At 51.1% G+C, this 26,365-nt stretch carries 21 protein-coding genes; 10 read left to right on the top strand and 11 right to left on the bottom strand.

What is annotated here, in order from left to right; all coding sequences use genetic code 11:
• The first annotated feature begins 29 nt into the window (after positions 1-29).
• The 7 genes from PsAD13_RS15190 to PsAD13_RS15160 all read left to right on the top strand — a co-directional run bounded on the left by PsAD13_RS15190 (position 30) and on the right by PsAD13_RS15160 (position 10,005).
• Entirely contained in the window at positions 30-1,283 is a 1,254-nt protein-coding gene (locus tag PsAD13_RS15190; protein WP_063318680.1) for a sarcosine oxidase subunit beta family protein, read from the top strand.
• A gap of 12 nt (positions 1,284-1,295) precedes the next feature.
• Positions 1,296-1,613 carry a sarcosine oxidase subunit delta gene (locus PsAD13_RS15185; RefSeq protein WP_063318679.1) on the top strand — a complete coding sequence of 106 codons (318 nt, stop codon included), beginning with the start codon at positions 1,296-1,298 and terminating at the stop codon, positions 1,611-1,613.
• The gene (locus PsAD13_RS15180) at positions 1,594-4,596 is read left to right on the top strand and encodes a sarcosine oxidase subunit alpha (protein WP_063318678.1); all 3,003 of its coding nucleotides are present in this window, start codon (positions 1,594-1,596) and stop codon (positions 4,594-4,596) included. Before PsAD13_RS15185 ends, PsAD13_RS15180 begins: the two co-directional genes overlap by 20 nt.
• Before the next feature lie 13 nt (positions 4,597-4,609).
• Positions 4,610-5,122 carry a sarcosine oxidase subunit gamma family protein gene (locus PsAD13_RS15175; RefSeq protein WP_063318677.1) on the top strand — a complete coding sequence of 171 codons (513 nt, stop codon included), beginning with the start codon at positions 4,610-4,612 and terminating at the stop codon, positions 5,120-5,122.
• A 701-nt stretch (positions 5,123-5,823) separates the two neighbouring features.
• Positions 5,824-7,098, top strand: a complete 1,275-nt coding sequence (locus PsAD13_RS15170; protein ID WP_063288615.1) for an aromatic ring-hydroxylating dioxygenase subunit alpha — start codon at positions 5,824-5,826, stop codon at positions 7,096-7,098.
• Positions 7,095-8,225 (top strand): hybrid-cluster NAD(P)-dependent oxidoreductase, encoded by a 1,131-nt coding sequence (locus PsAD13_RS15165; RefSeq protein ID WP_063304896.1) that lies wholly within the window; start codon positions 7,095-7,097, stop codon positions 8,223-8,225. Before PsAD13_RS15170 ends, PsAD13_RS15165 begins: the two co-directional genes overlap by 4 nt.
• A 133-nt stretch (positions 8,226-8,358) precedes the next feature.
• Entirely contained in the window at positions 8,359-10,005 is a 1,647-nt protein-coding gene (locus PsAD13_RS15160; protein WP_063304895.1) for a BCCT family transporter, read from the top strand.
• Positions 10,006-10,073: 68 nt separating this feature from the next.
• Here the strand turns inward: PsAD13_RS15160 and PsAD13_RS15155 are convergent, their stop codons facing one another.
• Together PsAD13_RS15155 and PsAD13_RS27815 are read right to left on the bottom strand one after the other, a co-directional pair.
• The gene (locus PsAD13_RS15155) at positions 10,074-11,111 is read right to left on the bottom strand and encodes a GlxA family transcriptional regulator (RefSeq protein ID WP_063304894.1); all 1,038 of its coding nucleotides are present in this window, start codon (positions 11,109-11,111) and stop codon (positions 10,074-10,076) included.
• A gap of 89 nt (positions 11,112-11,200) precedes the next feature.
• Entirely contained in the window at positions 11,201-11,344 is a 144-nt protein-coding gene (locus tag PsAD13_RS27815) for a hypothetical protein (protein ID WP_193777054.1), read from the bottom strand.
• Positions 11,345-11,585: 241 nt separating this feature from the next.
• Between PsAD13_RS27815 and purU the strand changes: the two genes are divergently transcribed.
• Positions 11,586-12,443: a formyltetrahydrofolate deformylase gene (gene purU, locus PsAD13_RS15145; protein WP_063292011.1), complete on the top strand. Its 858-nt coding sequence runs from the start codon at positions 11,586-11,588 to the stop codon at positions 12,441-12,443.
• A gap of 71 nt (positions 12,444-12,514) precedes the next feature.
• Entirely contained in the window at positions 12,515-15,076 is a 2,562-nt protein-coding gene (locus PsAD13_RS15140) for an FAD-dependent oxidoreductase (RefSeq protein WP_063288610.1), read from the top strand.
• Between the two features lie 126 nt (positions 15,077-15,202).
• On the opposite strand, the gene speB is transcribed toward PsAD13_RS15140, so the two are convergent.
• From speB to dctP, 4 genes are all read right to left on the bottom strand, one after another.
• On the bottom strand, positions 15,203-16,201 hold the full coding sequence (gene speB / locus PsAD13_RS15135; protein ID WP_063288609.1) for an agmatinase: 999 nt from the start codon (positions 16,199-16,201) through the stop codon (positions 15,203-15,205).
• Positions 16,202-16,221: 20 nt separating this feature from the next.
• Positions 16,222-17,502, bottom strand: a complete 1,281-nt coding sequence (locus tag PsAD13_RS15130) for a TRAP transporter large permease (protein WP_063288608.1) — start codon at positions 17,500-17,502, stop codon at positions 16,222-16,224.
• On the bottom strand, positions 17,499-18,104 hold the full coding sequence (locus tag PsAD13_RS15125) for a TRAP transporter small permease (RefSeq protein ID WP_063288607.1): 606 nt from the start codon (positions 18,102-18,104) through the stop codon (positions 17,499-17,501). Before PsAD13_RS15125 ends, PsAD13_RS15130 begins: the two co-directional genes overlap by 4 nt.
• A 61-nt stretch (positions 18,105-18,165) precedes the next feature.
• Entirely contained in the window at positions 18,166-19,188 is a 1,023-nt protein-coding gene (gene dctP / locus PsAD13_RS15120; RefSeq protein ID WP_063288606.1) for a TRAP transporter substrate-binding protein DctP, read from the bottom strand.
• A 142-nt stretch (positions 19,189-19,330) separates the two neighbouring features.
• Here dctP and PsAD13_RS15115 point away from each other — a divergent pair, with 142 nt between their 5' ends.
• Positions 19,331-20,212 (top strand): LysR family transcriptional regulator, encoded by an 882-nt coding sequence (locus PsAD13_RS15115; protein WP_063304889.1) that lies wholly within the window; start codon positions 19,331-19,333, stop codon positions 20,210-20,212.
• 139 nt (positions 20,213-20,351) lie between these two features.
• Here the strand turns inward: PsAD13_RS15115 and PsAD13_RS15110 are convergent, their stop codons facing one another.
• The 5 genes from PsAD13_RS15110 to PsAD13_RS15090 form a co-directional block, all read right to left on the bottom strand.
• Positions 20,352-21,590 (bottom strand): O-antigen ligase family protein, encoded by a 1,239-nt coding sequence (locus PsAD13_RS15110; RefSeq protein WP_063304888.1) that lies wholly within the window; start codon positions 21,588-21,590, stop codon positions 20,352-20,354.
• On the bottom strand, positions 21,587-22,492 hold the full coding sequence (locus PsAD13_RS15105; RefSeq protein WP_084404728.1) for an ATP-grasp fold amidoligase family protein: 906 nt from the start codon (positions 22,490-22,492) through the stop codon (positions 21,587-21,589). Before PsAD13_RS15105 ends, PsAD13_RS15110 begins: the two co-directional genes overlap by 4 nt.
• A gap of 6 nt (positions 22,493-22,498) precedes the next feature.
• Positions 22,499-23,797 carry an oligosaccharide flippase family protein gene (locus PsAD13_RS15100; protein ID WP_063318675.1) on the bottom strand — a complete coding sequence of 433 codons (1,299 nt, stop codon included), beginning with the start codon at positions 23,795-23,797 and terminating at the stop codon, positions 22,499-22,501.
• Positions 23,798-23,878: 81 nt separating this feature from the next.
• Positions 23,879-24,472 (bottom strand): polysaccharide biosynthesis/export family protein, encoded by a 594-nt coding sequence (locus tag PsAD13_RS15095; protein ID WP_208986661.1) that lies wholly within the window; start codon positions 24,470-24,472, stop codon positions 23,879-23,881.
• Positions 24,473-24,637: 165 nt separating this feature from the next.
• The gene (locus PsAD13_RS15090) at positions 24,638-25,747 is read right to left on the bottom strand and encodes a glycosyltransferase family 4 protein (RefSeq protein ID WP_084404727.1); all 1,110 of its coding nucleotides are present in this window, start codon (positions 25,745-25,747) and stop codon (positions 24,638-24,640) included.
• Between the last annotated feature and the right edge of the window lie 618 nt (positions 25,748-26,365).

Here is a 26,365-nt window from a genome sequence, read left to right as displayed (position 1 = left end):
AATCTCTCTTGAATTCCAAGGAGGTAGCCTTGTCAAAATTTTCCGCAATGTCGCTCCTGAAAGGAGCGCTCACAGGCTATAAAAACGTTGAGCCGCAATGGCCTGACGCTGAGCTGAAAAGCGAATATGACGTCATTATCGTAGGTGCTGGTGGGCATGGCCTTGGGGCCGCCTACTATCTGGCAAAAGAACATGGCATCACCAATGTGGCGGTGATTGACAAGGGATGGCTTGGCGGCGGCAACACTGGCCGGAACACGACCATCATTCGCTCAAACTACCTTTATGATGAAAGTGCGCGCCTTTATGACCATGCAGTCGACCTTTGGGATGGGCTTAGTCAGGACCTGAACTATAATGTCATGTTCTCGCAGCGCGGTGTGATGATGTTGGCGCACAATGTTCATGATGTGCAGAGCTTCAAGCGTCACATTCACTCCAATCGTTTGAACGGCGTTGATAATGTCTGGCTCACTCCTGAGCAGGCCAAAGAAAAGTGCCCGCCCCTCAACATCGCGGCCAATGCTCGTTATCCTGTGATGGGAGCCGCGTTTCAGCAGCGTGGCGGGACAGCACGCCATGACGCGGTGGCTTGGGGTTATGCACGCGCTGCAGCGGCAAGAGGCGTTGATATTATTCAGAACTGTCCGGTTCTTTCTATCGAACGAGGACCAGACGGATCTGTCACAGGCCTTCAAACTGCACGTGGTTTTGTGAAGGCTAAAAAAATCGCGGTTTCTGCAGCTGGCGGAACCTCTGTGGTGATGGATACTGCCGGTGTGCAGCTTCCTCTAGAAAGCTATCCTCTTCAGGCGCTTGTGTCTGAACCTGTTAAGCCGATCTTTCCTCAAGTGGTGATGTCCAACAGTGTGCACGCCTATATCAGCCAGTCTGACAAGGGCGAGCTGGTGATTGGTTCTGGAACAGATCAGTACGTTTCTTACTCTCAACGCGGTGGTTTGCCGTTGATAGAGCATACGCTTGCTGCCATTTGCGAAGTGTTCCCGATTTTCCGCCGTATGCGCATGCTGCGCAAATGGGGCGGTGTGGTTGATGTGACGCCTGACCGTTCTCCAATCCTTGGAAAGACCCCTGTACAAGGCCTCTACCTCAATTGTGGTTGGGGTACGGGCGGCTTCAAGGCGACGCCGGGCTCTGCGCATGTTTTTGCGCACACAATTGCAAACGATGAACCTCACCCTATCAACGCGCCGTTCACGCTATCGCGTTTTGAAACAGGTCGTTTGATTGATGAAGCAGCAGCTGCTGCCGTGGCGCACTAAGGAGACAGCCTGATGCTCTTAATCCACTGTCCTTATTGCAAGGAAAAGTTACCTGAACTGGAATTTGAATATGCCGGGCAAGCGCATATCGCACGCCCGGAAAATCCAGCTGAGCAAACAGATGCTGAATGGCACGACTATCTGTTCATTCGCTCCAATGTACGCGGAGATCATGCCGAGCAATGGCGACACTCACATGGTTGTGGGCGTTATTTCAACGCTCTGCGGAACACTGTGAGCGACAAATTCATCGCCACCTATGAGATTGGACAGGCCTGCCCGACTAGCCACGCAGAAGGTGAAGAGAACAATGAACAACTGGAGAGTTGACGGCAAAGGCCGCATCAATCGCGACAAGCGTGTTCGCTTCACTTTTGATGGCGTTTCCTACCAAGGATATGAAGGCGATACGGTTGCCTCTGCCCTGCTTGCCAACGGCGTTCATCTGATGGGGCGCTCGTTTAAATATCACCGTCCGCGTGGTCCTGTGACTGCCGGATCAGAAGAGCCAAACGCGTTGATTGGAACGTCCCGCTCTGGTGCAGGTCGCTTTGAACCGAACACCCGCGCTACCGTTCAGGAGCTTTACGAAGGGCTGACCACTGTTAGCCAGAACAAGTGGCCGAGCCTGAACTTTGATGTGGGAGCGGTGAACGACAAGCTCCACAAGCTGTTTGCAGCCGGGTTCTACTACAAGACCTTCATGTGGCCAAAGAGCTTCTGGGACAAGGTATATGAACCTGTTATCCGCGCGTCTGCAGGATTGGGCGTCTCCCCAACCGAACCGGATGCTGACACCTATGCCTCGCGTTATCTACATACAGAACTGCTGATTGTTGGTGCTGGGCCTTCAGGGCTTGCAGCTGCTTTAACGGCGGCTCGCAATGGAACTGATGTGGTCCTTGTCGATGAGAACCGGGAGCTTGGAGGCTCTCTGCTTTCGGAGGCTCCATCTGCCATTGATGGGAAAGACACCGAGAGCTGGCTTGCAGCAGTTATTGCTGAGCTTGAAGCCTGCAACAACGTTCGTATCATGACCCGTGCGACTGCTATTGGCTATTACCATGAGAACATGGTGGGCGTTGCTGAAAAGCTCACAGATCATATGGAAAACCCGCCTGTAAATGCTCCACGAGAACGGATGTGGCGTATTCGGGCGCAAGAGGTCATTCTTGCTCAAGGCGCACTTGAACGCCCGTTGGTGTTTGATGGCAATGATCGCCCCGGTGTGATGATGGCAGGTGCGGCGCAGACCTATCTCAACCGCTATGGCGTGAAGGTTGGCAATGCTGCTGTTGTGGTTACTTCCCACGATTCAGCCTGGTACGCCGCCTTTGACCTCGCTGATGCAGGTGCGAAAATCCCCGCGATTGTTGATGTGCGCACCACTGTGAATGACTACTTGCAATCGGAGGCCCAAAAACGCGGCATAGCGGCGAAGGTGGGCCACAGTGTAACGTCAGTAAGCGGGACAAAGCGCGTCTCCGGGGTGAAAGTCGGCAGGATTTCTGGCGATCAGCACGTTACAGACATCATTTCCATCCCTTGCGATGCAGTTTTGATGAGTGGTGGGTGGACGCCATCCCTTCACCTGTTCTCTCACACCAAAGGCAGTTTGCATTGGGATGAAGAGAACGAAGTCTTCTTGCCTGGTGAGCGGACCGAACGGTGCCATATCGCTGGTGGTGGGCGTGGGTTATGGAGCCAGCAGGCCGCTTTTGATGATGGTGTGCATGCAGCTCAGCAAGCTTTGATTTCATTGGGACAGAATGCGCCAGGTCTTTCCGTTGATGTTGATGGGGATCGCGCTGGTTCCGGTATTGTTATGGAAGAGCTGCCGAGCAACGATGACAAGCTGGCACGCCGGGCTTTTGTGGACTTTCAGAACGATGTGACAGCCAAGGATATTCGCCTTGCTGTGCGCGAAGGTATGCTCTCCATTGAGCACGTAAAACGCTTTACGACCAATGGCATGGCGACCGATCAGGGCAAGATGTCAAACATGAACGGTTTGAAGATCGCTGCTAATGAGCTTGGGCGCCCTACTCCCAAGGTTGGCCTAACTACATTCCGTCCGCCTTATACACCCACGACATTTGGAACGTTTGCCGGCTATCACAAGGACGAGCTGTTTGAGGTGACGCGCAAGACCAACATTGACAGTTGGGCTGAAGAGAACGGTGCTGTATTTGAGCCTGTCTCCTTGTGGCGCCGTGCGTGGTATTACCCCAAGGCTGGTGAAGATATGCACGCGGCGGTGGCGCGGGAATGCAGAGAAACGCGCGCTTCTGTCGGCATGTTTGATGCCTCTACTCTCGGCAAGATTGAAGTTGTCGGGCCGGATGCTGCCGAGTTCATGAACCGGATGTATACCAACCCATGGACAAAGCTGGCATCTGGTCGGTGTCGCTATGGTCTACTTCTGGGTGAAGATGGTTTCATTCGGGATGATGGTGTTATCGGACGGATCAGTGAAGACCGCTTCCATGTGACGACCACAACTGGTGGTGCGGCGCGTGTTTTGACCATGATGGAGCACTTTTTACAGACCGAATGGCCTGTTCTGGATGTGTGGCTCACATCTACGACCGAGCAATGGTCAACCATTGCGCTGAATGGGCCGAATGCTCGTAAGGTGCTGGAACCATTTGTAAAAGGTACAGATCTTTCTGCTGAAGCCTTCCCGCATATGGCGCTTCGTGAGTGCACTGTGGGTGGTTTTGAAGCGCGTCTCTTCCGCGTCAGCTTTACTGGTGAACTGGGTTTTGAAGTGAACGTTCCATCTGAGCATGGGCGCGCGCTTTGGGAGATGCTTTATCAGGAAGGCAAGAAGTACGACATGTGTGTCTATGGCACTGAAACTATGCATGTTTTGCGGGCAGAAAAAGGCTTTATCATTGTTGGGCAGGACACCGATGGCACTGTTACGCCAGCGGACGCAGGCCTGACCTGGGCCATTGGCAAGAAGAAGCCAGACTTTGTCGGCAAGCGTTCCTTGACGCGGCCTGATATGTTGTTGCCAAACCGAAAGCAACTGGTTGGTCTTTTGACGGAAGATCCAAGTGTAGTGCTGGAGGAAGGCGCGCAGATTGTTGAGAGCGGTGACACTGCTATCCCTGCTAAGATGTTGGGGCATGTGACGTCTTCGTACTGGAGTGAAGCACTGGGGCGTTCCATTGCTATGGCTTTGATTGAAGGTGGTTTTGAGCGGAATGGCACCTCAATAGATATTCCAATGCCAGGTCAAACCCATCGTGCAACTGTCAGCGGGACCGTGTTTTACGATCCTGATGGCGACCGGATTAAGATGTAAGGGAGTGGCACACATGGCTTTCAATAGTACAGTTGAAACACTGCCAGCAATGGGCCGTTTTAGTTTGCGTTGTAAGCGTGAAAACACCGTTGCTATGTCAAAAGCACTCGGTTTTGAGCTGCCCTCATCCATCAGCGAGAGCGCTCAGTCAGGCGACTTGTTCGCCCTAAAATTGGGACCCGATGAATGGATGCTGACCTGCCCAATGGAGGCACGTTCAGAAATCGAGCAATCATTGGCAGCGATCTATCCGGACGCTGTTCATAGTCTGACAGACATTTCCAGTCGGGAAGTCAGTATCCGAATTTCAGGTCCTGAAGCTGAAGAGCTGCTCTCTACGTCCTGTCCACGAAACCTCGCTGAACTGAAGAGTGGTCGTGGGGTGCGGACTATTTTTGATAGTGTGCAGGTGATCCTGACACGAGAAGGTCAAAATCAGTTTCGACTGGATATTTGGCGATCGTTTGTGCCCCATGTGATGGGGCTGCTGACGGTAGCAGTTGCGGAGTTTGAATGCGGCCTTTAGGGCCGCATTTTTCTTGAGCGCATTTATCCTGCCTCTCTTCAATTTTATTTGAGCTTTTGCTCATACCTCCCGCAGATCAGCCTGACGTTTTCGTCAGATGCCTAAGTATTTTCTGCAGCATTTCTGCCCAGAATCTCTGTCATTCAACCTATCAATTCACCGTGTGGTTGAGGCTGACTTGAATTTGCAGCGGGAGCAACGTAGAGGCGTCGCATTTTTACTGTCAATGTGCCTCAAACTTCCTGCCTCCATGAGATTAATTCGAACTAGATTTCCTGATTACTCTCGAGTTTCACGGGCCTGACGCAAAGAAACTGCCCATGAAATTTTAGAGAACTGTCACACTGTAAGAGGGAGGCTTAAAGTGTATCAGTCAGCATTTTCCAATGCTTGTGCGAAACACAGGCCTTGCCGCAAATCGACGAACTCCTGGCTCGTCTGTGCTGAGCCAGCTTCAGTTCATTCCACCGGTTTTGATCATGTGTGGCTGAATTCAAGTCATGCCTCTTTGGTGTTCTCTGAATTCTCTTTAACAAACTACGCTAAGCCTCTTTACAAGCACGCTAATTCCAAATCGCTTCATACAGAAGTGATTGACGTTCTATCGACTTGTTCTTCACGATCAGGCCAGACACCTGATCATCTCAGCAACCTGCACCGGTCAACTTCCCAGGCATCATTTTAAGCCGAGGTATCTGAACATGAGCGTTCCGTCTTACATTCAAGATCTTATAGCTCACCGCGAAAAGGGCAAAAGCCTCAACGCCCCCTTCTATAGTGCTCCCGACATTCTTGATCTGGACATGGAGGTCTTCTTTCGCAAACACTGGATTTTCGTAGCTGTTGAACCTCAGCTTCCGGAACCGGGCGATTGCATTACCGTTGAAATCGGCAAGACATCCGTCCTGCTTTTGCGCGGTGATGACATGTACATCCGCGGCTTTCATAACATCTGCCGGCATCGTGGTGCGAAGCTCATTGATGAGCCTGAGGCCACAATCGGCAATATTGTTTGCCGCTATCATGGGTGGACATATAACGAGGATGGCGAACTCATTCTGGCCGAGCATATGGGCAAGGACTTCGACAAGACCTGTCATGGCCTGAAGACCGTTCATGTGCGCTCAATTGCAGGTCTCATCTTTATTTGCCTTGCGGAGAACCCTCCGGAAGACATTGAAGAGATGGCGCAGATTATGGAGACCTATATTGCGCCTCATGATATTGCCAACTGTAAGGTGGCCTACACGGCTGATCTGATTGAAGAAGGCAATTGGAAGCTGACGCTTGAGAACAACCGTGAGTGTTATCACTGCGAAGGCACTCATCCGCAGCTCACCGTCCCACTCTCCGAGTTCGGTTTTGGCTTTTCGCCTGATGAAATGGATGAGCGGCGCACGGCTGACGTCAACAAGTATCTTTCTTTGCTTGAGAGCGAGCATAAGCGCTGGGAGGCCGCTGGCCTGCCTTCTGCCGAGGTGGACAAGCTGGCCAATGCCACCAGCTTCCGTTGTATTCGCCTGCCTTTGATGGGCGAAGGCGAGTCCCATACTCTGGACACCAAGATCGCCAGCAAGAAGCTGCTCGGAAACTTCAAGGACGCCAAGCTTGGTGGCTTGAGCTTCTGGCATAATCCCAACTCCTGGCACCATTTCATGAGTGATCACATCGTGACCTTTGCTGCTTTCCCGTTGTCGCCGGATCGTACGCTGGTGCGGACCACGTGGCTGGTGCACAAGGATGCGATTGAGGGAGAGGATTACAACCTCGACAATCTGAAGCAGGTCTGGATGATGACCAACCAGCAGGATGCGGATCTGGTGCGGTTGGCACAGCTTGGCAGTGAGGACCCTGCTTATGAGCAAGGCCCATACTCGGAATACACAGAGCCTCATGTGGAAGCACTTTGTGACTGGTATATTGAACGCCACAAAGCGCACATGCCTGCCGGTGATGTTGAAATGGCGGACGCATGACTCAGAACGTAACTTTTGATGATCTGAAGACCGTCACGGACTACGATGAAGAACACTTCACCGAAGCGACCCGGATCCCCATGTGGGATCCGGAGGTGGATGATGTTCTGGTCTGCCGGCAAGTGCGGCAGGAAACGCATGATGTGAAGACGTTCCTGTTTTCTGCGCGTGAGCCTCGAGTTTTCAGGTTCTATCCCGGCCAGCACATGACCTTCGAGCTTCCGGTCGAAGGCATGATCATGCGCAGTTACACAATATCTGCTTCTGCTGCGCGGCCTTATCGTGTTGAGATCACGGTCAAACGGGTGCCGGGTGGTCCGGGCTCCAACTGGCTTTTGGACAACATGCTGCCGGGCAAGGAAGTGAATGTCTCAGGCCCTGCTGGTGAGTTTACCACTGATGCCACGCAGGAAGAGAAGCTGTTATTCATTTCTGCAGGCAGTGGCATCACCCCCATGATGTCAATGACCCGTACGGCCTGTGATCTTGCAGAGCCGACAGATCTGCATTTTGTTCATGCCGCACGCACACCTGCGGATATCATCTTTAGACATGAACTGGAGTTGCTGGCTGCACAAAACCCTGCCTTCAAGCTCTCATTTACTTGCAGCACGACATCTGGATACAACAGCTGGAGCGGGTTTGAAGGTCGTTTGAGCCTTCAGATGCTGTCACTTATGTCGCCAGACTTTAAAGACAGGAAGATCCTATGTTGCGGCCCTGCCCGTTTCATGGAAGGCGTGCAAAACATGCTGCAGGAAGCAGGCTTCGACATGGCTAACTACCATGAAGAAAGCTTTGACTTTGGGGCTGAGACAGCTGGTACCTTTGAGGATCAGATTTCTGCGCCGGAAATCAGTGACCAAACCTATCGGGTCACCTTCACCAAGACCGGACACGTGGTTGAGTGTGGGCCGGGCATGACAATCCTTTCTGCTGCGCGTGAAGCTGGTATTTTGCCGATGGCATCCTGCCAACGCGGTATTTGTGGTACATGCAAATCTCAACTGGTTTCGGGTGAAACCGACATGCAACATGGCGGAGGCATTCGAAAACGAGAAATTGATCAGGGTAAAATCCTGATTTGCTGCACAACACCTTTGTCAGACATTGAAGTGGACCTTTAGTGTTTGGCACTCCCCCATCCATTGATAAGTGACAATAAAAAAGTGTATCTAAATCAATAAGAACGATAAGAAGGGTCCAGCCCAAGGATCTCTCCTGACCACAAGATAAACGGTCCAACACAGGAGAAGCTTCATGACTGATTTACGCAATTCCGACCGGCCTCCGGCGGATATTATGGATAGTCCATCGGACGACATGGCAGACTCGGATTACAGTCTTGGCCAAGATAACATTGAAGGAAAATTTGGACCCATTGGGTTTGACATTCACAATCCAGTATTCGCTATTTCAGCTTTAGCTGTCGTTGCATTTGTTGCCTACACCTTACTTTTGCCAGAGCAAGCAAACTCCGTTTTCAGCACACTCTTTTCTACTGTCACGAAGAGCTTTGACTGGTTCTTTATTGGCGCTGCCGACATTTTTGTTATCCTCTGCCTTGTAATCGTGGTGAGCCCTTACGGCAAAGTGCGCCTTGGTGGCAAGGAAGCTACGCCAGATTTCAGCTATCTGAGCTGGTTCTCCATGCTGTTTGCAGCTGGTATGGGCATCGGGTTGATGTTCTACGGTGTTTCTGAACCGATCAGCCACTTTGCCTCCTCACTGGGTGGCACAACTGTTGGTGCTGATGGCGTGCGAACCGATTGGGCGCCGCTTGGTGCAGCTGCCACACAGGAAGAAGCGATCCGTTTGGGTATGGCTGCCTCTATCTTCCACTGGGGTCTACACCCATGGGCGATTTATGCTGTTGTTGGATTGAGCCTTGCGTTCTTCAGCTACAACAGAGGCTTGCCGCTGACAATCCGCTCTGCTTTTTATCCGATTTTCGGCGAACGTGTTTGGGGCTGGCCAGGACATATCATCGATATTCTTGCCGTTTTCGCAACCCTGTTTGGTCTCGCAACCTCTCTTGGTCTTGGTGCTGTTCAGGCGAACTCCGGCCTCAACAAGCTGTTTGGCATGCCAATTGACAGCACATGGCAGGTCATACTGATTGCTGCAATCACTGCGATTGCGCTCGTCTCGGTTGTGCGCGGTCTTGAAGCGGGTGTGAAGCTGCTTTCCGAAATCAACATGGGACTGGCTGCTCTGCTGGTGCTCTTTGTTGTTATTGCGGGTCCGGGCCTGATCTTGCTGCCAGATGCTCTGAACTTCCTCGGCGCTTATTTGCAGTATCTTCCTGCTCTTTCCAGCCCGGTTGGTCGTGATGATGTCAACTTCATGCAGGGTTGGACATCCTTCTACTGGGCTTGGTGGATTTCCTGGTCACCTTTCGTGGGCATGTTCATCGCACGTGTCAGCCGTGGTCGTACTGTTCGTGAGTTCCTGATTAGCGTTCTGCTCATTCCATCATTGGTATGCGTGCTTTGGATGTCCATCTTTGGTGGTGCTGCGATCAACCAGATCGTGAATGATGGCTACACTGCTGTTCAGCAAGCTGCGCTGCCAGTTCAGCTGTTCACAATGCTGGAAGCTATGCCATGGGCAACAATCACAAGCTTTGTCGGTATCGTGCTTGTGATCGTCTTCTTTGTCACCTCTTCCGATTCAGGTTCTTTGGTGATTGATACGATTGCTGCAGGCGGCAAAGTGGATGCACCGGTTCCTCAGCGTGTATTCTGGTGTCTGTTTGAAGGCCTGATTGCGATTGTGCTGCTGCTTTCTGCGGGCGGACTGAAGTCTTTGCAGTCCATGGTGATCTCCACCGGACTGCCTTTCACAATCGTCTTGCTTATCATGTGTGTTGCAATTTGGAGAGGACTTGCAAGCGAGCCGCGCTAGGTTATCGCGATAACTTAGCCTCTTAACTTTCAATGCCGCCGCAACCTTTCAGGTTCGGCGGCATTTTTTTAGGCGACTTTTTCTTCCGTCACAGAGACGCGTCGTAAGACCTGCGGCGTACAGCCGTACCGGCGGCGGAACATGCGGCTGAGGTGAGATGAATCGCAAAAGCCGCAATCAACCGCAATTTGTGCAACTGATTTCTGGCTTTTCTCAATCAGGTGTCGTGCTAAATCCAGCCGAATATTGAGAAATGCGACCTGTGGTGATGTTTCCAAAGACAGGCGGAAGTAACGTTCTATCTGGCGCTTGCTCTTGCCCATGCGCTGCGCAATTTCCTGAATGGAAATCGGCGTGTCGATGTTTTGCTGCATGATGTGCAGGGCGCGCTGTACAATGGGGTTTTGTGTTTTCAGATCAAGCGGGATGCCGGGTTGAGGCTTTTCGGCCTGATGGGCATCATCAATGATCATGATGTGCAGGCTTTTATTGGCATGTGCGCGGCCTACATGTTTGTCCACCAGATAGGCGGCAAGATGGGCGGAACTGACACCACCTGCGCAAGTGAGACGGTCCCGATCAACGACGAAGATCTGGTCGGTGACCGGATCAAGGCCATCAAACTGCTCTTTGAAATCAGAGTGGCTGAACCAGCTGACGCAGCTTTTGTAGCCGTCCAGCAGTCCGGACCGATGAAGTAAAAACGCACCGGTACACACGCCCACAAGGGGAATTCCGGCAGCGGCAGCTTCTTTCAGGAAGTTTTGATAGGCCGGGCTGAACTCCGTGCTCTCATCAATGAGACCGCCCACCACAACGATGTAGTTGAAGCGTCGCGGATCTCCTAGTCGCTCTTTGGGGTGAACGGAAACGGCGCTGCTGGATGGGATCGGGTCCATGGTGTCTGACAGGACTGTCCAGTTGCACAGGATCGGGCGACTTCGATCACCCTCATCTGCTGCGAGGCGCAGGACATCAACGAAGTTGGCAAATGCGCAAAGGGTGAAGCGTTTGGCGAGAATGAACCCAACAGAAAGACGGGTCTTCTCCTGCTTGGAAACTGGTTTACGCAAAGCGTTGGTCGGATGCGATAGTGCCTGTGTCATACGAGATGCTTCTCTTTATATTCAGACCGACAAACTGCAATGATTACATTGCCTGTCTGCAGCCTGAGCCCATCCAATCCAGGTCAGTTTTAACGTGTCTTCAGCGGCGTATTTTTCCAATTGGTCTGACCATGCTGGCCTACGTCTTTCTCGAATTTCGTCATCATGCCCAGTCTCCTAACCTGCGTCAGGAGGCCGGATTTATGGGCTTTGGCGACCACGCGTAAGCCCATGCAGTATTTATACTTAATTTGAGTCAGCTTGGCTACGCATTCCATCTGCACTCGCATAAAAATTGATCAGACGTGATGTGTTGATGGATGCTCAATTAAATGTCGTAGGGGTAATCCCTATCTGACGCAAATCTCCTATTTCTGAGCGGAAAACCTCTCCAAATTGATAGTTTGAAGACGCAAAGAGTTCAGCAAAACGCTTTGTTTCATTTGGGATTTTGATTGGGAGAGACCTGTTTCAGTGAGTGATACATCCTTCATCCTTCGCTTCACCTGTGTGGATCAGCCGGGCATTGTCTCGACAGTGACGTCAGCCCTGGCCGCTCGCGGTGCAAATATTGTTGAGGCGAACCAGTTTTGTGATCGCAAGACAAACCAGTTCTTCCTGCGGGTTGCCGTGCGTGTGCCTGAGCACATCGACAAAGCAGCTCTTGAGCTGGCCCTGTCGCCTGCCGTTGACCGGTTCAAAATGCGGCTGAAGGTGGAAGATTTCTCACGTCGTCCCAAGGTCATCATCATGGTCTCCAGATTTGACCATGCGCTGCTGCATCTGCTTTACCAGATCAAAGTGGGTTGGCTTGATGCTGATGTTGTCGCCATTGTGTCCAACCACGCGGACAGCCAAGGCGTTGCGGACCACGAGGGTATCCCGTTTTATCACTGGCCTATCACCAAGGCGAACAAGCTTGAGCAGGAAGCCAAGCTGAGTGATCTTATTGAAAAAACGAATGCGGAACTGGTTATCCTTGCGCGCTACATGCAGGTGCTGAGCGATGAGATGTCCAGCAAGTTCTTTGGCATGATCATCAACATCCACCATTCATTCCTGCCAAGCTTCAAAGGGGCAAAGCCCTATCATCAGGCTCATGATCGCGGAGTGAAGCTGATTGGTGCGACCGCTCATTATGTGACGCCGGATCTGGATGAAGGTCCGATCATCGAGCAGGAAACTGAACGGGTGACGCATGGCATGACGGCTGAAGATTTTGTGGCCGCAGGCCGGGATATTGAATCCCGCGTTCTTGCACGAGCCGTCAAATTTCATCTGGAGGGCCGCGTCATGTTGAACAACAACAGCACGGTGGTCTTTACCTCCTAGCGGCCACTTCTCCACACCCAACACTGCTCTGCCAACGCACCGAGAATTCATAGAAGTAAAGGATCGAAAACATGTCCGCATTTCCTAACAAAGCGAAAGTTGTGATTGTTGGCGCTGGCGGCATTGTTGGAGCTTCCGTCATCCATCATCTGATTGAAAATGGCTGGGACGACATTGTCGGCATCGATAAATCCGGCATTCCGACAGACATCGGATCGACAGCTCACGCCTCTGATTTCTGTTATGCCACCAGCCACGATCTTTTGACCTGCTGGACCACCATGTATTCCATGGATTTTTACGAGAAGATGGGTCATTACGCCCGTATCGGTGGGTTGGAAGTTGCTCGCGTGGATGATGATGAGCGCATGGGCGAGCTCAAGCGCCGAGTGGATTCAAGCAAAGCCTTTGGCACCAATGTGAGCATCATCAGTGCTGCTGAAGCCAAAGAAAAATTCCCACTTTTGGAAGAAGATCAGATCCAAGGCGCCTTGTGGGATCCTGATGCCGGTCTTGTTGTTCCGCGCTCTCAAACGGTTGCAGGCAAGCTTATCGATCAGGGTGAAGCGACCGGGAAGCTCAAGATCTTTGCCAACACATCGGCGCTGGAGCTCATCACAGATAATGGCCGTATCACGGGGGTGAAGACAGAGCGCGGGACCATCCATGCTGACCATGTTGTGGTGTGTGCTGGCCTTTGGGGGCGCCTTATTGCGGAGATGGCTGGCGAGGATTTGCCTGTCATGCCAGTGGACCATCCCCTGACTTTCTTCGGTCCTTATAATGAGTTTGAAGGCACAGGTGCTGAGATCGGCATGCCTTTGCTGCGCGATCAGGGCAACTCTGCCTATATGCGTGATACGGGTGATCCGAAGAGTACAGAGGGCGGGCAGATTGAATGGGGCTACTATTACGAGGAAAACCCTCGCCTTGTGCATCCGCGTGACATTTTGGAAAAAGAGCAGGCTCGTCTGTCTCCCTCCCAGCGAGATCTGGTGCTTGAGGATGTGATTGAGCCGCTGGAAAAGGCGATGGAGCTGACGCCGGTTCTGGCTGAGCTCGGATTCAATGAAAGCCATTCCTTCAACGGGCTTTTACAAGCCTCTGTTGACGGTGGTCCATCCATGGGAGAAAGCCGGAAGTTGCGCGGGCTTTGGTATGCTGTCGGCATCTGGATTAAAGACGGTCCTGGCATGGGCAAGCTGATTGCTGACTGGATGACCTATGGCAAAACCCATGTGGACCATAACTCGGTGGACTTTTCCCGCTTCAACGAGTTCCAGCTCAAGGAGCAGTACATCCATGACCGGTGCTGGGAGACTGCGAAGAAGATCTACAATCCACCTGTTCATCCCCGCGAACCTTTCGCCAATGCCCGTGGCATCCGTCGCTCACCGTTTTATGAGCGGGAAGTTGAGCTTGGTGGCTACTTCATGGAGCTTGGAGGTTGGGAACGTGCCCATGGCTATGCCGCCAATGAGCACTTGCTGAACAAGCATGGCAACCGTGTGCCTGAGCGTGAGAACGAATGGGACAAGCGCCATTTCTGGCGTGTTTCCAATGCGGAGCATCTGGAGATGAGCGAGGATTGCGGCATTATCAATCTCTCTCATTTTCACATGACTGACATTTCGGGTCCAGATCACGTTAACCTGATGGAATGGCTGTGCGCAGCTAAAATCGGCGGTGACAAGAATATTGGCAAAGGCATTTACACACATATGCTGGATGATGATGGCCATGTGCGTGCTGATTTCACGGTGTTTCGTATGGAAGACCGGTGCCGACTGGTGAATGGAGCAGATGCTGGACCGCGTGATCTTGTCTATATGCAGCGTGTTGCAGATAATAATGGCTGGAATGTCTCCATCACAGATGTGAGTGAGGATTACACGACCATTGGTATCTGGGGGCCAAACGCTCGTGAAAACCTGCAGAAGGTCGTTGAGGACCCTGACGCCCTTACACCAGAAAACTTCCCGTTTGCAGCTATTCGCGAGATCACCATTGCTGGCAAAACCGTCTCTGCTTTCCGCATCTCTTATGTGGGTGAGCAAGGGTGGGAACTGCATATGCGCTATGAGGATGGTTTGGCTGTCTGGGATGCTTTGCGCGAGATTGGCGTGATTGCCGTGGGTGTTGAGACCTATGCAAACTCGCGGCGCCTGGAAAAGTCATTACGCCTGCAAAATGCGGACCTGCACACGCAGTACAACCTATTTGAGGCCGACCTATCCCGGCCTAAGGTGAAAACGGCTGACTTCCGCGGTAAAGATAAGCACGCAGAGTATCGCGCCCGTGAGGCTCAGCCTGCCACGTTGTGTACACTGGTGATGACAGACAACACCGATAAAGACGGCGTCGCGCGCTACCCAGTTGGCAACCTGCCTGTGATGCATCCGGATACGGGGGAGACACTGGTGGATGATCTGGGACGGCGGTCTTATACAACATCCATTGCCTACGGCCCGAGCATCGGCAAAAACATAGCCCTCGCCTATCTGCCGCAGGAATACTGCGAGGAAGGGCGACAGCTGGAGGTGTCTTACTTCGATGAAATCTATCCGGTTGAAGTTGCCGGAGTGGGATATGCGCCGCTCTACGACCCGGAGAACCTGAAGCCTCGAAGCTAGATTGTGCGTTGAGCACGCAAAGATTTGAAGAAATGCAATGGCCCCGGATCTGTTTCAGATCCGGGGCCATTTTCTTGTCGTGCACAGTGTTAATTCGCGCCGCGATGGGCGTCGTTCCTATCGGCTTTAAGCAGTTTCAGTTTCTGGTGCGCTTACCGCGGCTTTCTTGTTGTGAAAGATGAAGCCGATGAAGTTCAAAAGAAGCTGGGCTGCAAGAATTTGCGTGGATTCAGATGGGTCATAGGCAGGAGCTACTTCCACAAGGTCCATGCCAACCACATCACCACGTTTGCTGAGGCCCTGCAGAATTTCAAGCACGTCGTAATACTGGAAGCCACCGTGACTTGGGGTACCCGTACCGGATGCGATGGACGGGCAGAAGGCGTCGATATCAACTGTCACATAGTAACGCGCGCCTGCCGGAATGCGCTCCAGTACAGCTTCTGCTCCCAGCTCCCGCACCTGACGGACCGACAGGATGTCAGAGCCTCTTGCGCGAGCATCGTCATAGCCTTCCTTGGCGGTGGAGGACACATTGCGAATACCCAACTGGGTCATTCCTGAGACATACTCTTTCTCAATCGCACGGCGCATAGGATTGCCGTGGCCCTCCGTCACGCCATGGCGTTCATCAACGAAATCAAGATGTGCGTCGATCTGGATTACATGGATCGGACCTTTTTCAGCACAATCTTCCTCAAAGGCGCGGATGCATGGGATGTTGATTGAATGGTCACCGCCAATCACTACAGGAAGCGCACCAGCATCGAGGATTTTCTTGACCCCAAACTCAATGTTCGCATGGCTTTCAACGGTCTTGGTGTGGATGATGTCCGCGTCTCCAATGTCAACGATACGGACATCGCTGCTGAGATAGGTGGCGTCATCTTCATGGTCGTACGCACCAGCATGGCCGAATGAAAACAGCGTGGACGCTTCGCGCACGGAACGTGGTCCAAAACGTGCGCCTGAGCGCCATTGTGCGCCAAAGTCAAACGGTGCACCCAGAACCGCTACATCCGCATCAATTTGATCCCAATCCGACACATACTCTTTTTTTCCAAAGGTCGAGATTCCAACGAATGGCAGATTGAGGCGCCCGGATTTATAGCCGTGATCAGACATATTTCTTCTCCGTTAGTTCATTATCTGTAGGCGAGTTCTGGCAAGAACAACGCAATTTGTGGGAATGCCATCACAAGCCCTGTTGTCAGCAGCAAGATCAGCAAGAATGGGGGAACTCCGCGGACAACATCCACAAATGGTCGGCGGAAAACAGCAATTGCCGTGAACAGATTGCACCCGAATGGCGGTGTGGCAGCTCCAATGGCAACCTGCAGTGTGATAAGTACTCCAACCAGCACCGGATCAAGACCCGTTGATTTGATCAGTGGGGCAAAGATTGGCACCAAAATCAAAATCACCACGATGGAGTCGACAAACATACAGCCGATGAAGAACGCCAGAATGATCGCCGTCAGCGTCATTATCGGTCCAGCCTCATTGAGCCCGAGCGAACTGATGATTGTCTGAGGCACCTGCGCGAAGGATAGGGTCCAGGAGAAGGCCGCGCCCGCTGCGATCAGGATGAACACCACCGAGGTGATGGCCCCCGTCGACAGAGCGATATCCGGCAGATCGCGAAGGCGGATGGATCTGAAGATCAAGGCTTCCAGAACAACGGCGTACAGCACACAGATGGCCGCAGCTTCTGTTGGTGAAAAGACACCGCCATAAATTCCACCGACGATGATCAATGGGAAGCCCATGGGCCAGAGTGCGCGCCTTACCGCATCAAACCGCTCTCCCCAGTCAGACCTTTCCAGTACGGGGATGTCGTGTCTGTACGCATGCCACATGCAATAGGCAGAAAAGAACACCACGATGATGAGGCCCGGAACGATGCCAGCGATGAAAAGCTGCGAGATCGATGTGCCGGACACAACACCATAGATGATCATGCCGATAGATGGCGGAATGAGATAAGCCAGATCAGCCGCGTTGACGATCAACCCAATGGTGAAGCTATCTGAATAGCCAGACTTCAGCATACGTGGCCGCATCGCGCCGCCAACCGCAACAACGGTTGCCTGCGTAGAGCCACAAACTGCCCCGAACAATGCGCAGGCACTGGTTACCGAGATGGCCAGCCCGCCCTTGATGTGCCCCATAAAGCGCATCACCACATCAATCAGGCGATCAGCGGAATGACCACGTGTGATGATATCAGCGGCAAGGATGAACATTGGGACTGCGACCAAGGCAGAGGGTTTGACCCCGCCAATCATCTGCTGGACCAGTATCTGCGGACTAAAGTTTGGGAAGTAGATCAGGAACCCGATAAAGGCTGCCGAGATCAGCGGCATTTTCATCGGGAAACCGAACAGCAGCAGAACGACCATGACTGTTAGCATGAGCTCTGTCATTTTGCGGTCTCCTCTTCCTTCTCAACGAAGCGTGCAACTGCGGCGGCCGTTTCCGGATCCTCATAGCTGTCGACCTCCAGATAGGAGACGTAGATTTCCTCTTCCGACAGATTGAGGTTTCGCAGAGCTGTTAAGAGATATTGGAGGGTTGCTAAGCCCAACCCGATAACCACCCAGATGTAAGTCAGATAAAGCGGCACCTGCAGTGCAGGCGTGACCCGGCCCCGGCTGGCAACTTTCGCTACATATTCAACGGCATACCAGGTCAGCGTCGCCATCATGGTTGCGGTTGTTATGGTGATCAAAATCATCAGGATCTTGCGAAGCTTCTGAGGCAGAGCATCATAGATGGCCGACATGCGGATATGGATGCCCTTTCGTGTGGCGTAACCAAGCCCCATGAAGGTGATGATGACGATCAGAAACTCATTGAGCTCTTCGGAGAAATAGATCGACTGGTGAAAGACGTAGCGCCCGAACACATTTGCGATGGTGTTGACGGCCATGGCGATAACGCCCCAACTGAGGATGAAGACCTCAATCTTGCTAATCACACCGTCAACTTTCCCGAGGAGCTTAAAGGGGACAGAACGGGGTTCCATCTTTACCCTCCTCCAGTGTACCCACACCCCGCCTTTTAGTGATGGGATGTGGGACTTCCTATTATTGGTGAGTTGATGCAATCTCAGTTTTCAAGGTCTTCAACAGCTCTTCACCGCGAGATCCGGCAGCGTCTACATAGGCACTGGCCGTTGCTTCACTGCGAGCACGGAAGACGTTGCGTTCTTCTTCTGAGAGGACCACCAGATTGATCTCAGGCTTGTTCGACTTAATGGTGTCGAGACGTTTCTGGTTGAAGTCAGCGACCACACCATCAATGAAACCTGACATTCCAGCCATTGTTTCTTTAACAAGCTTTTGACGGTCTGGAGAGAGTGTGTCGAACCAGTCAGTTCCGGCAACAACGGTGGTGACGAGTTCCTGTTCGCCAGCCCAGATCAAGTAATCCGTAACCTCATAGAACTTCATCTCTTCGATGGTTGGAACAGGGTTTACCTGTCCATCTACCGCACCAAGCTGCAGTGCGCCAAAGACCTCACCAAATGGCAGCGGTGTTGGGCTCGCGCCCATATTCTTGTAGGTCTCCAACAAAATCGGAGAGACCATAACGCGCATTTTGAAGTTGGAGAAGTCATCCGGATTGCGGATTTCTTTGTTGGTGGTCCAGACCTGAGGACCTTCTGAATACATGGTCAGGACTTCCAGGCCACGCCTGCGGAAATCCTCGTTCAGATCACCGTAAATGGTCTCAGAGTTGTTCAGAATGTTTGAGACTGCTTTGGCGTCAGATGGAAAGAGATATGGCAGCAGAAAAATCTGACTTTCCGGGACGATGGTGCCCAGATTACCGATGGATACGTTGGTGAACTGGATGAGGCCATCCGTGGCCTGCTCTACCGTATCCGTTGGTGTGCCAAGCGTTCCCATCGGGTAGATCGTGATGGTCACGTCCCCATCGGTCTTGGTTTCAATGCGCTTCTTAAACTCCTGCGCATAGGCATCCATGATCGAGCCTGGAATTTCCTCGATGGCGAATTTCCAGTCTTCTGCATAAGCGCTTAGCGGGACTGTGCCCAGAACCATTGCAGCTGTTAGTGTCTTTAGCGATTTAAGAATTGAGTTCATTTCATCCTCCCACAGAACTAGTTCCCAATCTTCCTCGCCGCTAGCACACTAGATGTTGAACCTAGAAAAAATATCAAATAAGTTATGTTTACATGAAATATATCAATGTAATTAAATTATCTGAGAACAGGAAGATCATTAGATGAAACTTCTCCGAAACAATCTGCTCGAAGCATTTTGTGCTGTCGTGGAATGTGGTGGTTTTTCTGAGGCGCAGTTCAGGCTGGGTATATCTCAATCGGCGATCAGCTGCCGCATCCGGGATCTGGAACTTGCGCTTGGATATCGCGTCTGTGAGCGCGGTCGCAGTGGTTTCCAACTCACTGAACGCGGTAAGATCGCCTATGAGAAAGCGTGCGAAATTATCCGCCTTGTTGAGGATTTCGACGCTGAACTGCTTGAGTTGCGTGGGACGATTACCGGACAGCTGCGCATTGGCATTGTCGACACGGTGATCAGCCTTCCGGGGTTTCCGCTAGTCCCTGCGTTGCAGCGGTTTTTCTCAAAGGAGAACGACGTCAATCTGGAGCTGGTTGTTGCCTCTCCGAATGACTTGAAAGAAGGGCTGATTACGGGAAGTCTGCATATCGCGATCGCACCGTTTAAACGAAAGCGCGATGAGCTTGAATACATCAAAGTCTGCAGCGAAAATCACTATATGTACTGCGGTCAGGCACATGACTTGTTTGCATGTGACACCGATGAAATCTCGCCGGACATCCTGAATAATCACGCTGTGTGCCAGCGCTCCTACGACATGATCGTTGCACGAGATGCCAAAGCCCCAGAGCCCAAGGCAATTGTCACGAACATGGAAGCGGCAGCGGCTCTCATTTTGAGTGGGAAGTTCCTCGGTGTCCTCCCCGATCACTACGCCACCCAGTGGGTCAACACCGGCGAAATGCGCCTTCTGGAGCATCCAGATCTGACCTGGACATCAGAGTTTTACATCGCCTCACGCAAATCCCAAGCGCACAGACAAGCGGTCGAGTGGTTCATCAAGGCCTTGCTGCATGGATTGTAGGCGTTAGCAGTCAAACACTGGACAGTAAGATGCTTGGAGAGCCTGACGACATTGATCGTCAAGAAGAAAAGCTAACTTGCATCCCTGAATAGATTCATGTCTTACAAAAATCTGGGCTTGAATTAAAAATTTCCCTGCTTCAGGAATTAACTTTTTTATGTAACTGCTTACGTATCACTGTAAATGTCGCCAGTAAGAAAATTGTGATCCAGAATTCCCGTTTTCGAACTGTGTAGGTATACATCCAAGCTCCTGCCTGACCGACTATAAACGGAAAGAAGAAAACCAAGAAACGTTCCATTTCGTTGTTCCACTTCAGAATAAAGACGCTTCGCATGATATGATAAAGAAAGAAAAAATACCCCATGAATCCGACAACACCTGAGGTTGCCAGAAGCGCGACATAGGTGCTGTGGATCTCGAACTCGTGGTAAACCCCCTCAATGTTGCCAAGGCCAACACCCAAGATTGGACGATCTGAAAATGCAGTAAAGCCAGCCAAAATATTGCTGAAGTAAAAGCCTGTGGAGAAGTTCTCCAAGCCTGATTTCGTGAATTTTGCCTCAAAACGCCACATTGCACCTTCCACTGTTGAAAGAGAAAGGGAAATTACAAAGAAAACCAGAACGCCTATCACAATAGAAGAAATGACAAACATGCTGCCAACTCGTGCATCTGAGCTTTTACGTGAAACAACCATAAGAATGAGCAACAGGAGAAGAAAACCAATTACAAGGCCTAAAAGTGAGGCACGTTTTCCTGTCAAGATGAGCGCTAACAAGATTGTCAAAACCATTGAGGCATTTAAAAACGTTCGTGGGATCAAGCCTGACAATATGGCCGCTAAACCAATCGTAGAGAACACCAAAAAGTAGTTTCCGGCCTGCCCTGTATTACGGAAACTACCTGCCAATCCGCCAACAACTGGGTTCAGATGTGGGAAGACAAAGAGTACTGCAATACCGTATAGCGCCAATAGCGAGGCGCCCAAAAGGAGCGCTTTAGTTAGCTTTCTGGCGAAGGCTAAATCCATTTTCTCAGGTAATAAGTTAAGAAGTGCGAGCGAAAACAGAACAGCAAATATATGAACGCATAACTCGATGTAAGCGCCCTGCTGATCATCAGCAAAAGTGCCTGAAATGAAAAAAATTGCAAAAATCGGTAAGATGCTGAGATAATGGCGCGTTATGCGAATTCTTCCACCATTTCGCATAATCATCAGAAATGACAGGCCAATCAGCAGGATGAGGATCAGATCTCCTATTGAGACACGCCCTCCAATTCCTTGCCCTGGAGGTGACAAGGTTTTAGTCAGCCCTGATGCCACAGTCGCCAGCCAAACGCAAAAGAGAGCAATTTTTGAAGTACTTAGCGTCATTGTTTGCCCGACGTTTTTTGCATTCCGGCTGTCTGGTCAGCAGTAAAGCCGACTTTCCCGATTTGCCTTCCCAACTGAGCATCTCCTTCTGCTGGAGAAAAACGCTCAGCACCATTTCCTGGGAAGAATGTCATTTCGCCTAGTTTGAGGCCCTTTGGCATGAAATAGAAATCTACGCGGACAAATCCGAAGCCTTTTGACAGCTGGCGTGCTGCCTCAAGGGCTTGACCAAGCAAGGCTGGCTTGCGCATTGGGACCGGATTGCGCTCATAGCACATTGAATAAGGGAGAAGTTGCCAACTCGTATCATACAGTTGGCGCGTGTGATGGGTGTACCGGCCATGATCGACCTGAACAGCAAAAGGCTCACCGTCTGCACAAAAGAACTTGAAGTCCTTAGGTGGATTGCCTGTTTCATCACGTAGCAAAGGCTCTACGATAATCCGTTTGCTAAGTCCTTTGTAGTTAGGTTCACGGCTGCGCTTGTAGTAATCCTCTGAGAACCAACTACGGAAAATCTCCAAGTCTTCCATAGAGAAGGCTCGACCATTCTGGGCAGTCCTGATTAAAGCTTCACCACTGCCATGGGTGGACTTGGCAATAAGCTCACCTTCGAAATGAAACGCTTCAATATCCCAAGTATTTTTAAATACGCCGAGCGTTGGTACAATCAAATGCTCCATACCAATCTCAGCGAGCCATTTTTTGACTTCGGCCTTGTCGGTCACCCGACTTGCGAGTGCAAGATCCCCCCGAAAATCCCATTTTTGCGCAAGGATATGCTCGTTAAAACTGCGTGGTTTCCGCGGGTTCGGAAAATATCCCAAGCGTTTCCGTGCGTTCAAGACAGAAAGTGCGTTATCCCAGAAACGTCCGGTTGGAAGGAAGTTTTGTAGCTTCATGAGCTGTCACTCCTGGTCACGAGGTGAGAGTGTTAGATAAGAAAGTCGCCACACTCCGCAAGCTAACCAGCGAAGGCCCAGTGACCATGAAAGAATGGCTGCAGAGGATGCAATCGCTGCACCGTTGATGCCTAGATACGGGATCAACGTCGCGTTTGCAGCAACGGAGAAAACACCCGATGCAAAGAAGATCCAAGCTGTGCGCTTCTGGTGTCCTTGCATATAAAGCGCTTGCATAGTTGCTCCGTTTGCGGCCACAGCCACATTAGCAGCGCAAAGGATGAGCATCACCGGATAGGCTGCCAGATATTCTGGCCCTGCTAACAAGGTGATAATTTCGTCTCCCCAGACTGCGAGTGCCACGAGAGCAAACAGGCCAAAGGCGATTGAGAAGAAAACACTTTTGCGAAGGTATCCTGAGATTTTCGAGGGAGCTGCTGATCTGTCTGCTGTCGCAAGATAGGGCGCGTAAAGATGACCGATGGCTTGCACACCGAATGTGACAAGCACTGATGCCTGAGCGGCAATGCGGTAGATTCCAGCTTCTTTTTCTCCGGCAAGCACACCCAGAAGTATCGTGTCGATCTGCCGATTGAAGATCAGAAGTCCAGTCACAATTGCAAAGGGAGCGACGAGGTGTAGCCATTCACGGCCACCCATACGGTCTTCTTGTGGGACCGGTAGAAGGTTGCCAAGATATGGGCGGGAAAGTACCAGGCTCACTACTGTGATCGCGATTGCAGCTGCGATGTAGGCTCCAACAGCGAACCTCCAGCCTTGTGCCTGCATTTGCTCTGTCAACAAAAATGCAGTTGCCAGGACGAGCAGTGGCACAAGTACGGTTCCGACAAGGATTGCTGCATTAGGCCGGAAGCTGCCGCGCAGAACCCCCTCCATCAAGCCTGTGAGGCACAGGAACGGCAGAGCCAGAGAGAAGAATGCGACACTTACAACAAAGGCGTTTGCGTTTTCACTTAATGCAACAGCTGTCCAAAGGCACACCATTGGCACGCCTGCGTAAAGAAGCGACAAGCGCAGTCCTGTTGCCAGGAGAGGTCCTGCCTGCTCTGCTCCGCTGCGTTCTCGGGCAATGGCCACGTGCTTGGTGATCAACGTGGATGCACCGTTTTTAATCGGGATTGCCAGCAACATTATTGTTGCGAGCCCGAACGCAAAGACACCAAAAGCTGAAGGTCCAAGTATTCGTGCCAGATAAATTGTCATGGCAGCACCTGCCAAGGCCTCAGTGCCTTTGAGGGCCAGCACCTTGATGCCAGCCTGATGTCTGAGCAGGCGAGCGATCATAGCAGTGGTTCCTTTTCAGAACACCTGAACCGTTTTGGCTTAGGAGCCAGTCGCATGGTTTTCATTTTGGTTTGCACGGGCTTAGAAATATCTCTCTGGAATACGGATGCTATCACCAGGGCGCAGATATAGACGTGCACCTGTCAGGTTCACCGGCACTTCATAATTGCTGCCAACAGGCCGAATGAAGATGTTTGATGTATTCGCGCGATAAGAATATCCACCAGCAACAGCAATGGCGTCCTGAAGGGTCAGTCCGTTCTTATAGGAGTACTCTCCTGGCCGTGCGACTTCTCCCTGAATGAAGAACGGGCGTGAGCTTATAACTTCCAGGCTCACACGCGGTTCTTTCAAATAACCGTCTTTGAGTGCGGTGATGATGCGGGATTCCAGCTCTTTTACACTGCTGTTGCCAGCTGGAATATCACCGATGAGAGGTAGATCGAGCTTCCCCTGATCATCGACAACAAACTCACCTGAAAGATCAGGCTCTCCAAACACCATGACACGCAGCTTGTCACTTGGACCAAGCCGATACACCTCAGGCTGTGAAAAGACACGGCCAGATGCCATCTGGCTTTGCGTGTTATGTTCTGCGAACTCGCCCGAAGCGCAGCCCTGCAGAAGGCCAAGGATAACGAGACCTGTTAAGCCATTGAGCAGTTTTTGCTTCACACCAATTCCCTTTTCTTCTGTCTCAACTCTCTTTCATCCTGCAGCTGGCGTGGTTGCGAACCAATGCCGAACAAGAAAGAGTAAACCGATGATTTTACGTACCAAAGTTGATCTGGAATGAACCTTAAAGGCATTCTGAACCGCTTACGGCACTGAGATTTTGACCTAGGCCGTCGCCTGCAAAATAGAGGTGTAGTGGTCAACTACTATTCTCTCATCAAAGGTCTGTTCAGCTTTTTTGCGTGAGGCTTGACCCATCTCATTTATTGCGGTCTCACTCATCATAAGAAACTGCCGCATTGCAGTTTCAATTGATTGCGTACTTCTTGGCTCACAGAGGAAACCATTCTGGCCTTCATCAACCACGTCCTTGCATCCGGGAATAGTCGTTGTGATGATGGGACGGCCCATAGCAGCGGCTTCAAGCAACGACCTTGGTGTGCCTTCCTTGTAGTAGGAAGGAAGCACAACACAGTCGGCATCAGCGACAACCGGACGAACATCTTTTACTGATCCCAGGTATTCAACGACCCCATCGGCTGTCAGCCTTTTCATATCGTCTTCACTTAATGCACCGGCCTTTCCGGAGCCTGACGGACCCAATAAGACGAAGCGGGCATCCGGGAAGTTAGGAGCTAGTGCACGAGCCGCCTCAACAAACTCCATAACCCCCTTCTCGCGCAGCATCCGCGCGACGAGTGTAAAAGTTCGGCGATGACTGTTGCCCGGAAGAGCCATTGAATGGAAATTTGTAAGATCAACGCCTGACCCAGGCAAAAGGCAGGCTTGATCTTTTGAAATCAGGCCTGTTTTGATAAAGAAGGCAAGATCCTCAGGGTTTTGAAGGAAAACCCGTGGGCATCTGCGAAATGCAGATCGATAGAGCCCTTTGATCAGACGGGCGAACAGATCATCACGGTCAAAGACACTGCCCATTCCTGTAATGTTCGGGATAAACGGAATACCGAGCAAGCGCGCAGACAGAGCTCCGTAAATGTTGGGCTTAATTGTAAAGCCCAGTGCAGCATCGGGTCGATACCGTCGTGTAATGCCGAAAATCCGCAGGAGCAGCTTTAGTTCAGCGACAACAGAGGTTCCAGTGGCATCCATGGGGAGCTCTATGTATGTCACACCCATTTTTTTGAAATCTGGCGTGTAGTCATCGCGAGGGGCCGCTGCAATCAGCTCATGCCCTTCTCGCAGTAACTGCTCAATCAAAGTACGCCGGAAGTTAATTAGTTTAAAGCTGCTGTTGGCAACAAGAAGTATTCTCATTTGTCTTGTTCAATCAAGTAAACTAGGTATAACAACAAACCCACCTGCCCTTGCTGCTGCCCCTTCAGAGCGACTGAGCAACCCAAATACAAGTTGATTTCTGATCCATGCTGGCCTGCACTGCAGTGCCTGAGCACGATTGCTGTAAGATTAAATTTTTACTGAACATTCCCAGTGAACACTTGGCACCCAAAGCAACCTAGGACGTAAATATTTTACAAGAAGCGATTAAGTCAATTCAATAAAATGATTTTGCGAAGTATTGTGAGGATTACGCAAATTGAAATCTAACTTAATAAATTACCATTACCATTTCATTCTAATTATACTAAATTATCTACTATAACATAGCGTTTTTCTCTTAACATATCTCACGAATATTCTGAAAAACTGAGAGGATAGATTGAATTTTTCAAAACCAGTAGTCGTGCATGGGCAATCTAATTCCCATATTATTGAAGCGCAAAAACGTATGTTTTCCGCCAAAAAATACGCAGGATACAACTGGGCGGCATTTTATGGAAATTTTATGAAACATACCTCAATGCCGTTAAAGTATATATTAGTTAAAATTCTCGTATAATCGCAGATTAAAATAGTTAAACTATTATATGTATA

The organism is Pseudovibrio sp. Ad13, from assembly GCF_001623225.1.
GTDB lineage: Bacteria > Pseudomonadota > Alphaproteobacteria > Rhizobiales > Stappiaceae > Pseudovibrio.
The sequence above is the reverse complement of the archived record's forward strand: the minus strand, read 5'-3'. Positions and strand labels throughout refer to the sequence as shown.

Coding starts and splice junctions, on each gene's coding strand:
- PsAD13_RS15185 (WP_063318679.1), top strand. CDS start 1,296: ATGCTCTTAATCCACTGTCCTTATTGCAAGGAAAAGTTACCTGAACTG.
- PsAD13_RS15180 (WP_063318678.1), top strand. CDS start 1,594: ATGAACAACTGGAGAGTTGACGGCAAAGGCCGCATCAATCGCGACAAG.
- PsAD13_RS15175 (WP_063318677.1), top strand. CDS start 4,610: ATGGCTTTCAATAGTACAGTTGAAACACTGCCAGCAATGGGCCGTTTT.
- PsAD13_RS15170 (WP_063288615.1), top strand. CDS start 5,824: ATGAGCGTTCCGTCTTACATTCAAGATCTTATAGCTCACCGCGAAAAG.
- PsAD13_RS15165 (WP_063304896.1), top strand. CDS start 7,095: ATGACTCAGAACGTAACTTTTGATGATCTGAAGACCGTCACGGACTAC.
- PsAD13_RS15160 (WP_063304895.1), top strand. CDS start 8,359: ATGACTGATTTACGCAATTCCGACCGGCCTCCGGCGGATATTATGGAT.
- PsAD13_RS15155 (WP_063304894.1), bottom strand. CDS start 11,111: ATGACACAGGCACTATCGCATCCGACCAACGCTTTGCGTAAACCAGTT.
- PsAD13_RS27815 (WP_193777054.1), bottom strand. CDS start 11,344: ATGGGCTTACGCGTGGTCGCCAAAGCCCATAAATCCGGCCTCCTGACG.
- PsAD13_RS15140 (WP_063288610.1), top strand. CDS start 12,515: ATGTCCGCATTTCCTAACAAAGCGAAAGTTGTGATTGTTGGCGCTGGC.
- speB (WP_063288609.1), bottom strand. CDS start 16,201: ATGTCTGATCACGGCTATAAATCCGGGCGCCTCAATCTGCCATTCGTT.
- PsAD13_RS15130 (WP_063288608.1), bottom strand. CDS start 17,502: ATGACAGAGCTCATGCTAACAGTCATGGTCGTTCTGCTGCTGTTCGGT.
- PsAD13_RS15125 (WP_063288607.1), bottom strand. CDS start 18,104: ATGGAACCCCGTTCTGTCCCCTTTAAGCTCCTCGGGAAAGTTGACGGT.
- dctP (WP_063288606.1), bottom strand. CDS start 19,188: ATGAACTCAATTCTTAAATCGCTAAAGACACTAACAGCTGCAATGGTT.
- PsAD13_RS15115 (WP_063304889.1), top strand. CDS start 19,331: ATGAAACTTCTCCGAAACAATCTGCTCGAAGCATTTTGTGCTGTCGTG.
- PsAD13_RS15110 (WP_063304888.1), bottom strand. CDS start 21,590: ATGACGCTAAGTACTTCAAAAATTGCTCTCTTTTGCGTTTGGCTGGCG.
- PsAD13_RS15105 (WP_084404728.1), bottom strand. CDS start 22,492: ATGAAGCTACAAAACTTCCTTCCAACCGGACGTTTCTGGGATAACGCA.
- PsAD13_RS15100 (WP_063318675.1), bottom strand. CDS start 23,797: ATGATCGCTCGCCTGCTCAGACATCAGGCTGGCATCAAGGTGCTGGCC.
- PsAD13_RS15090 (WP_084404727.1), bottom strand. CDS start 25,747: ATGAGAATACTTCTTGTTGCCAACAGCAGCTTTAAACTAATTAACTTC.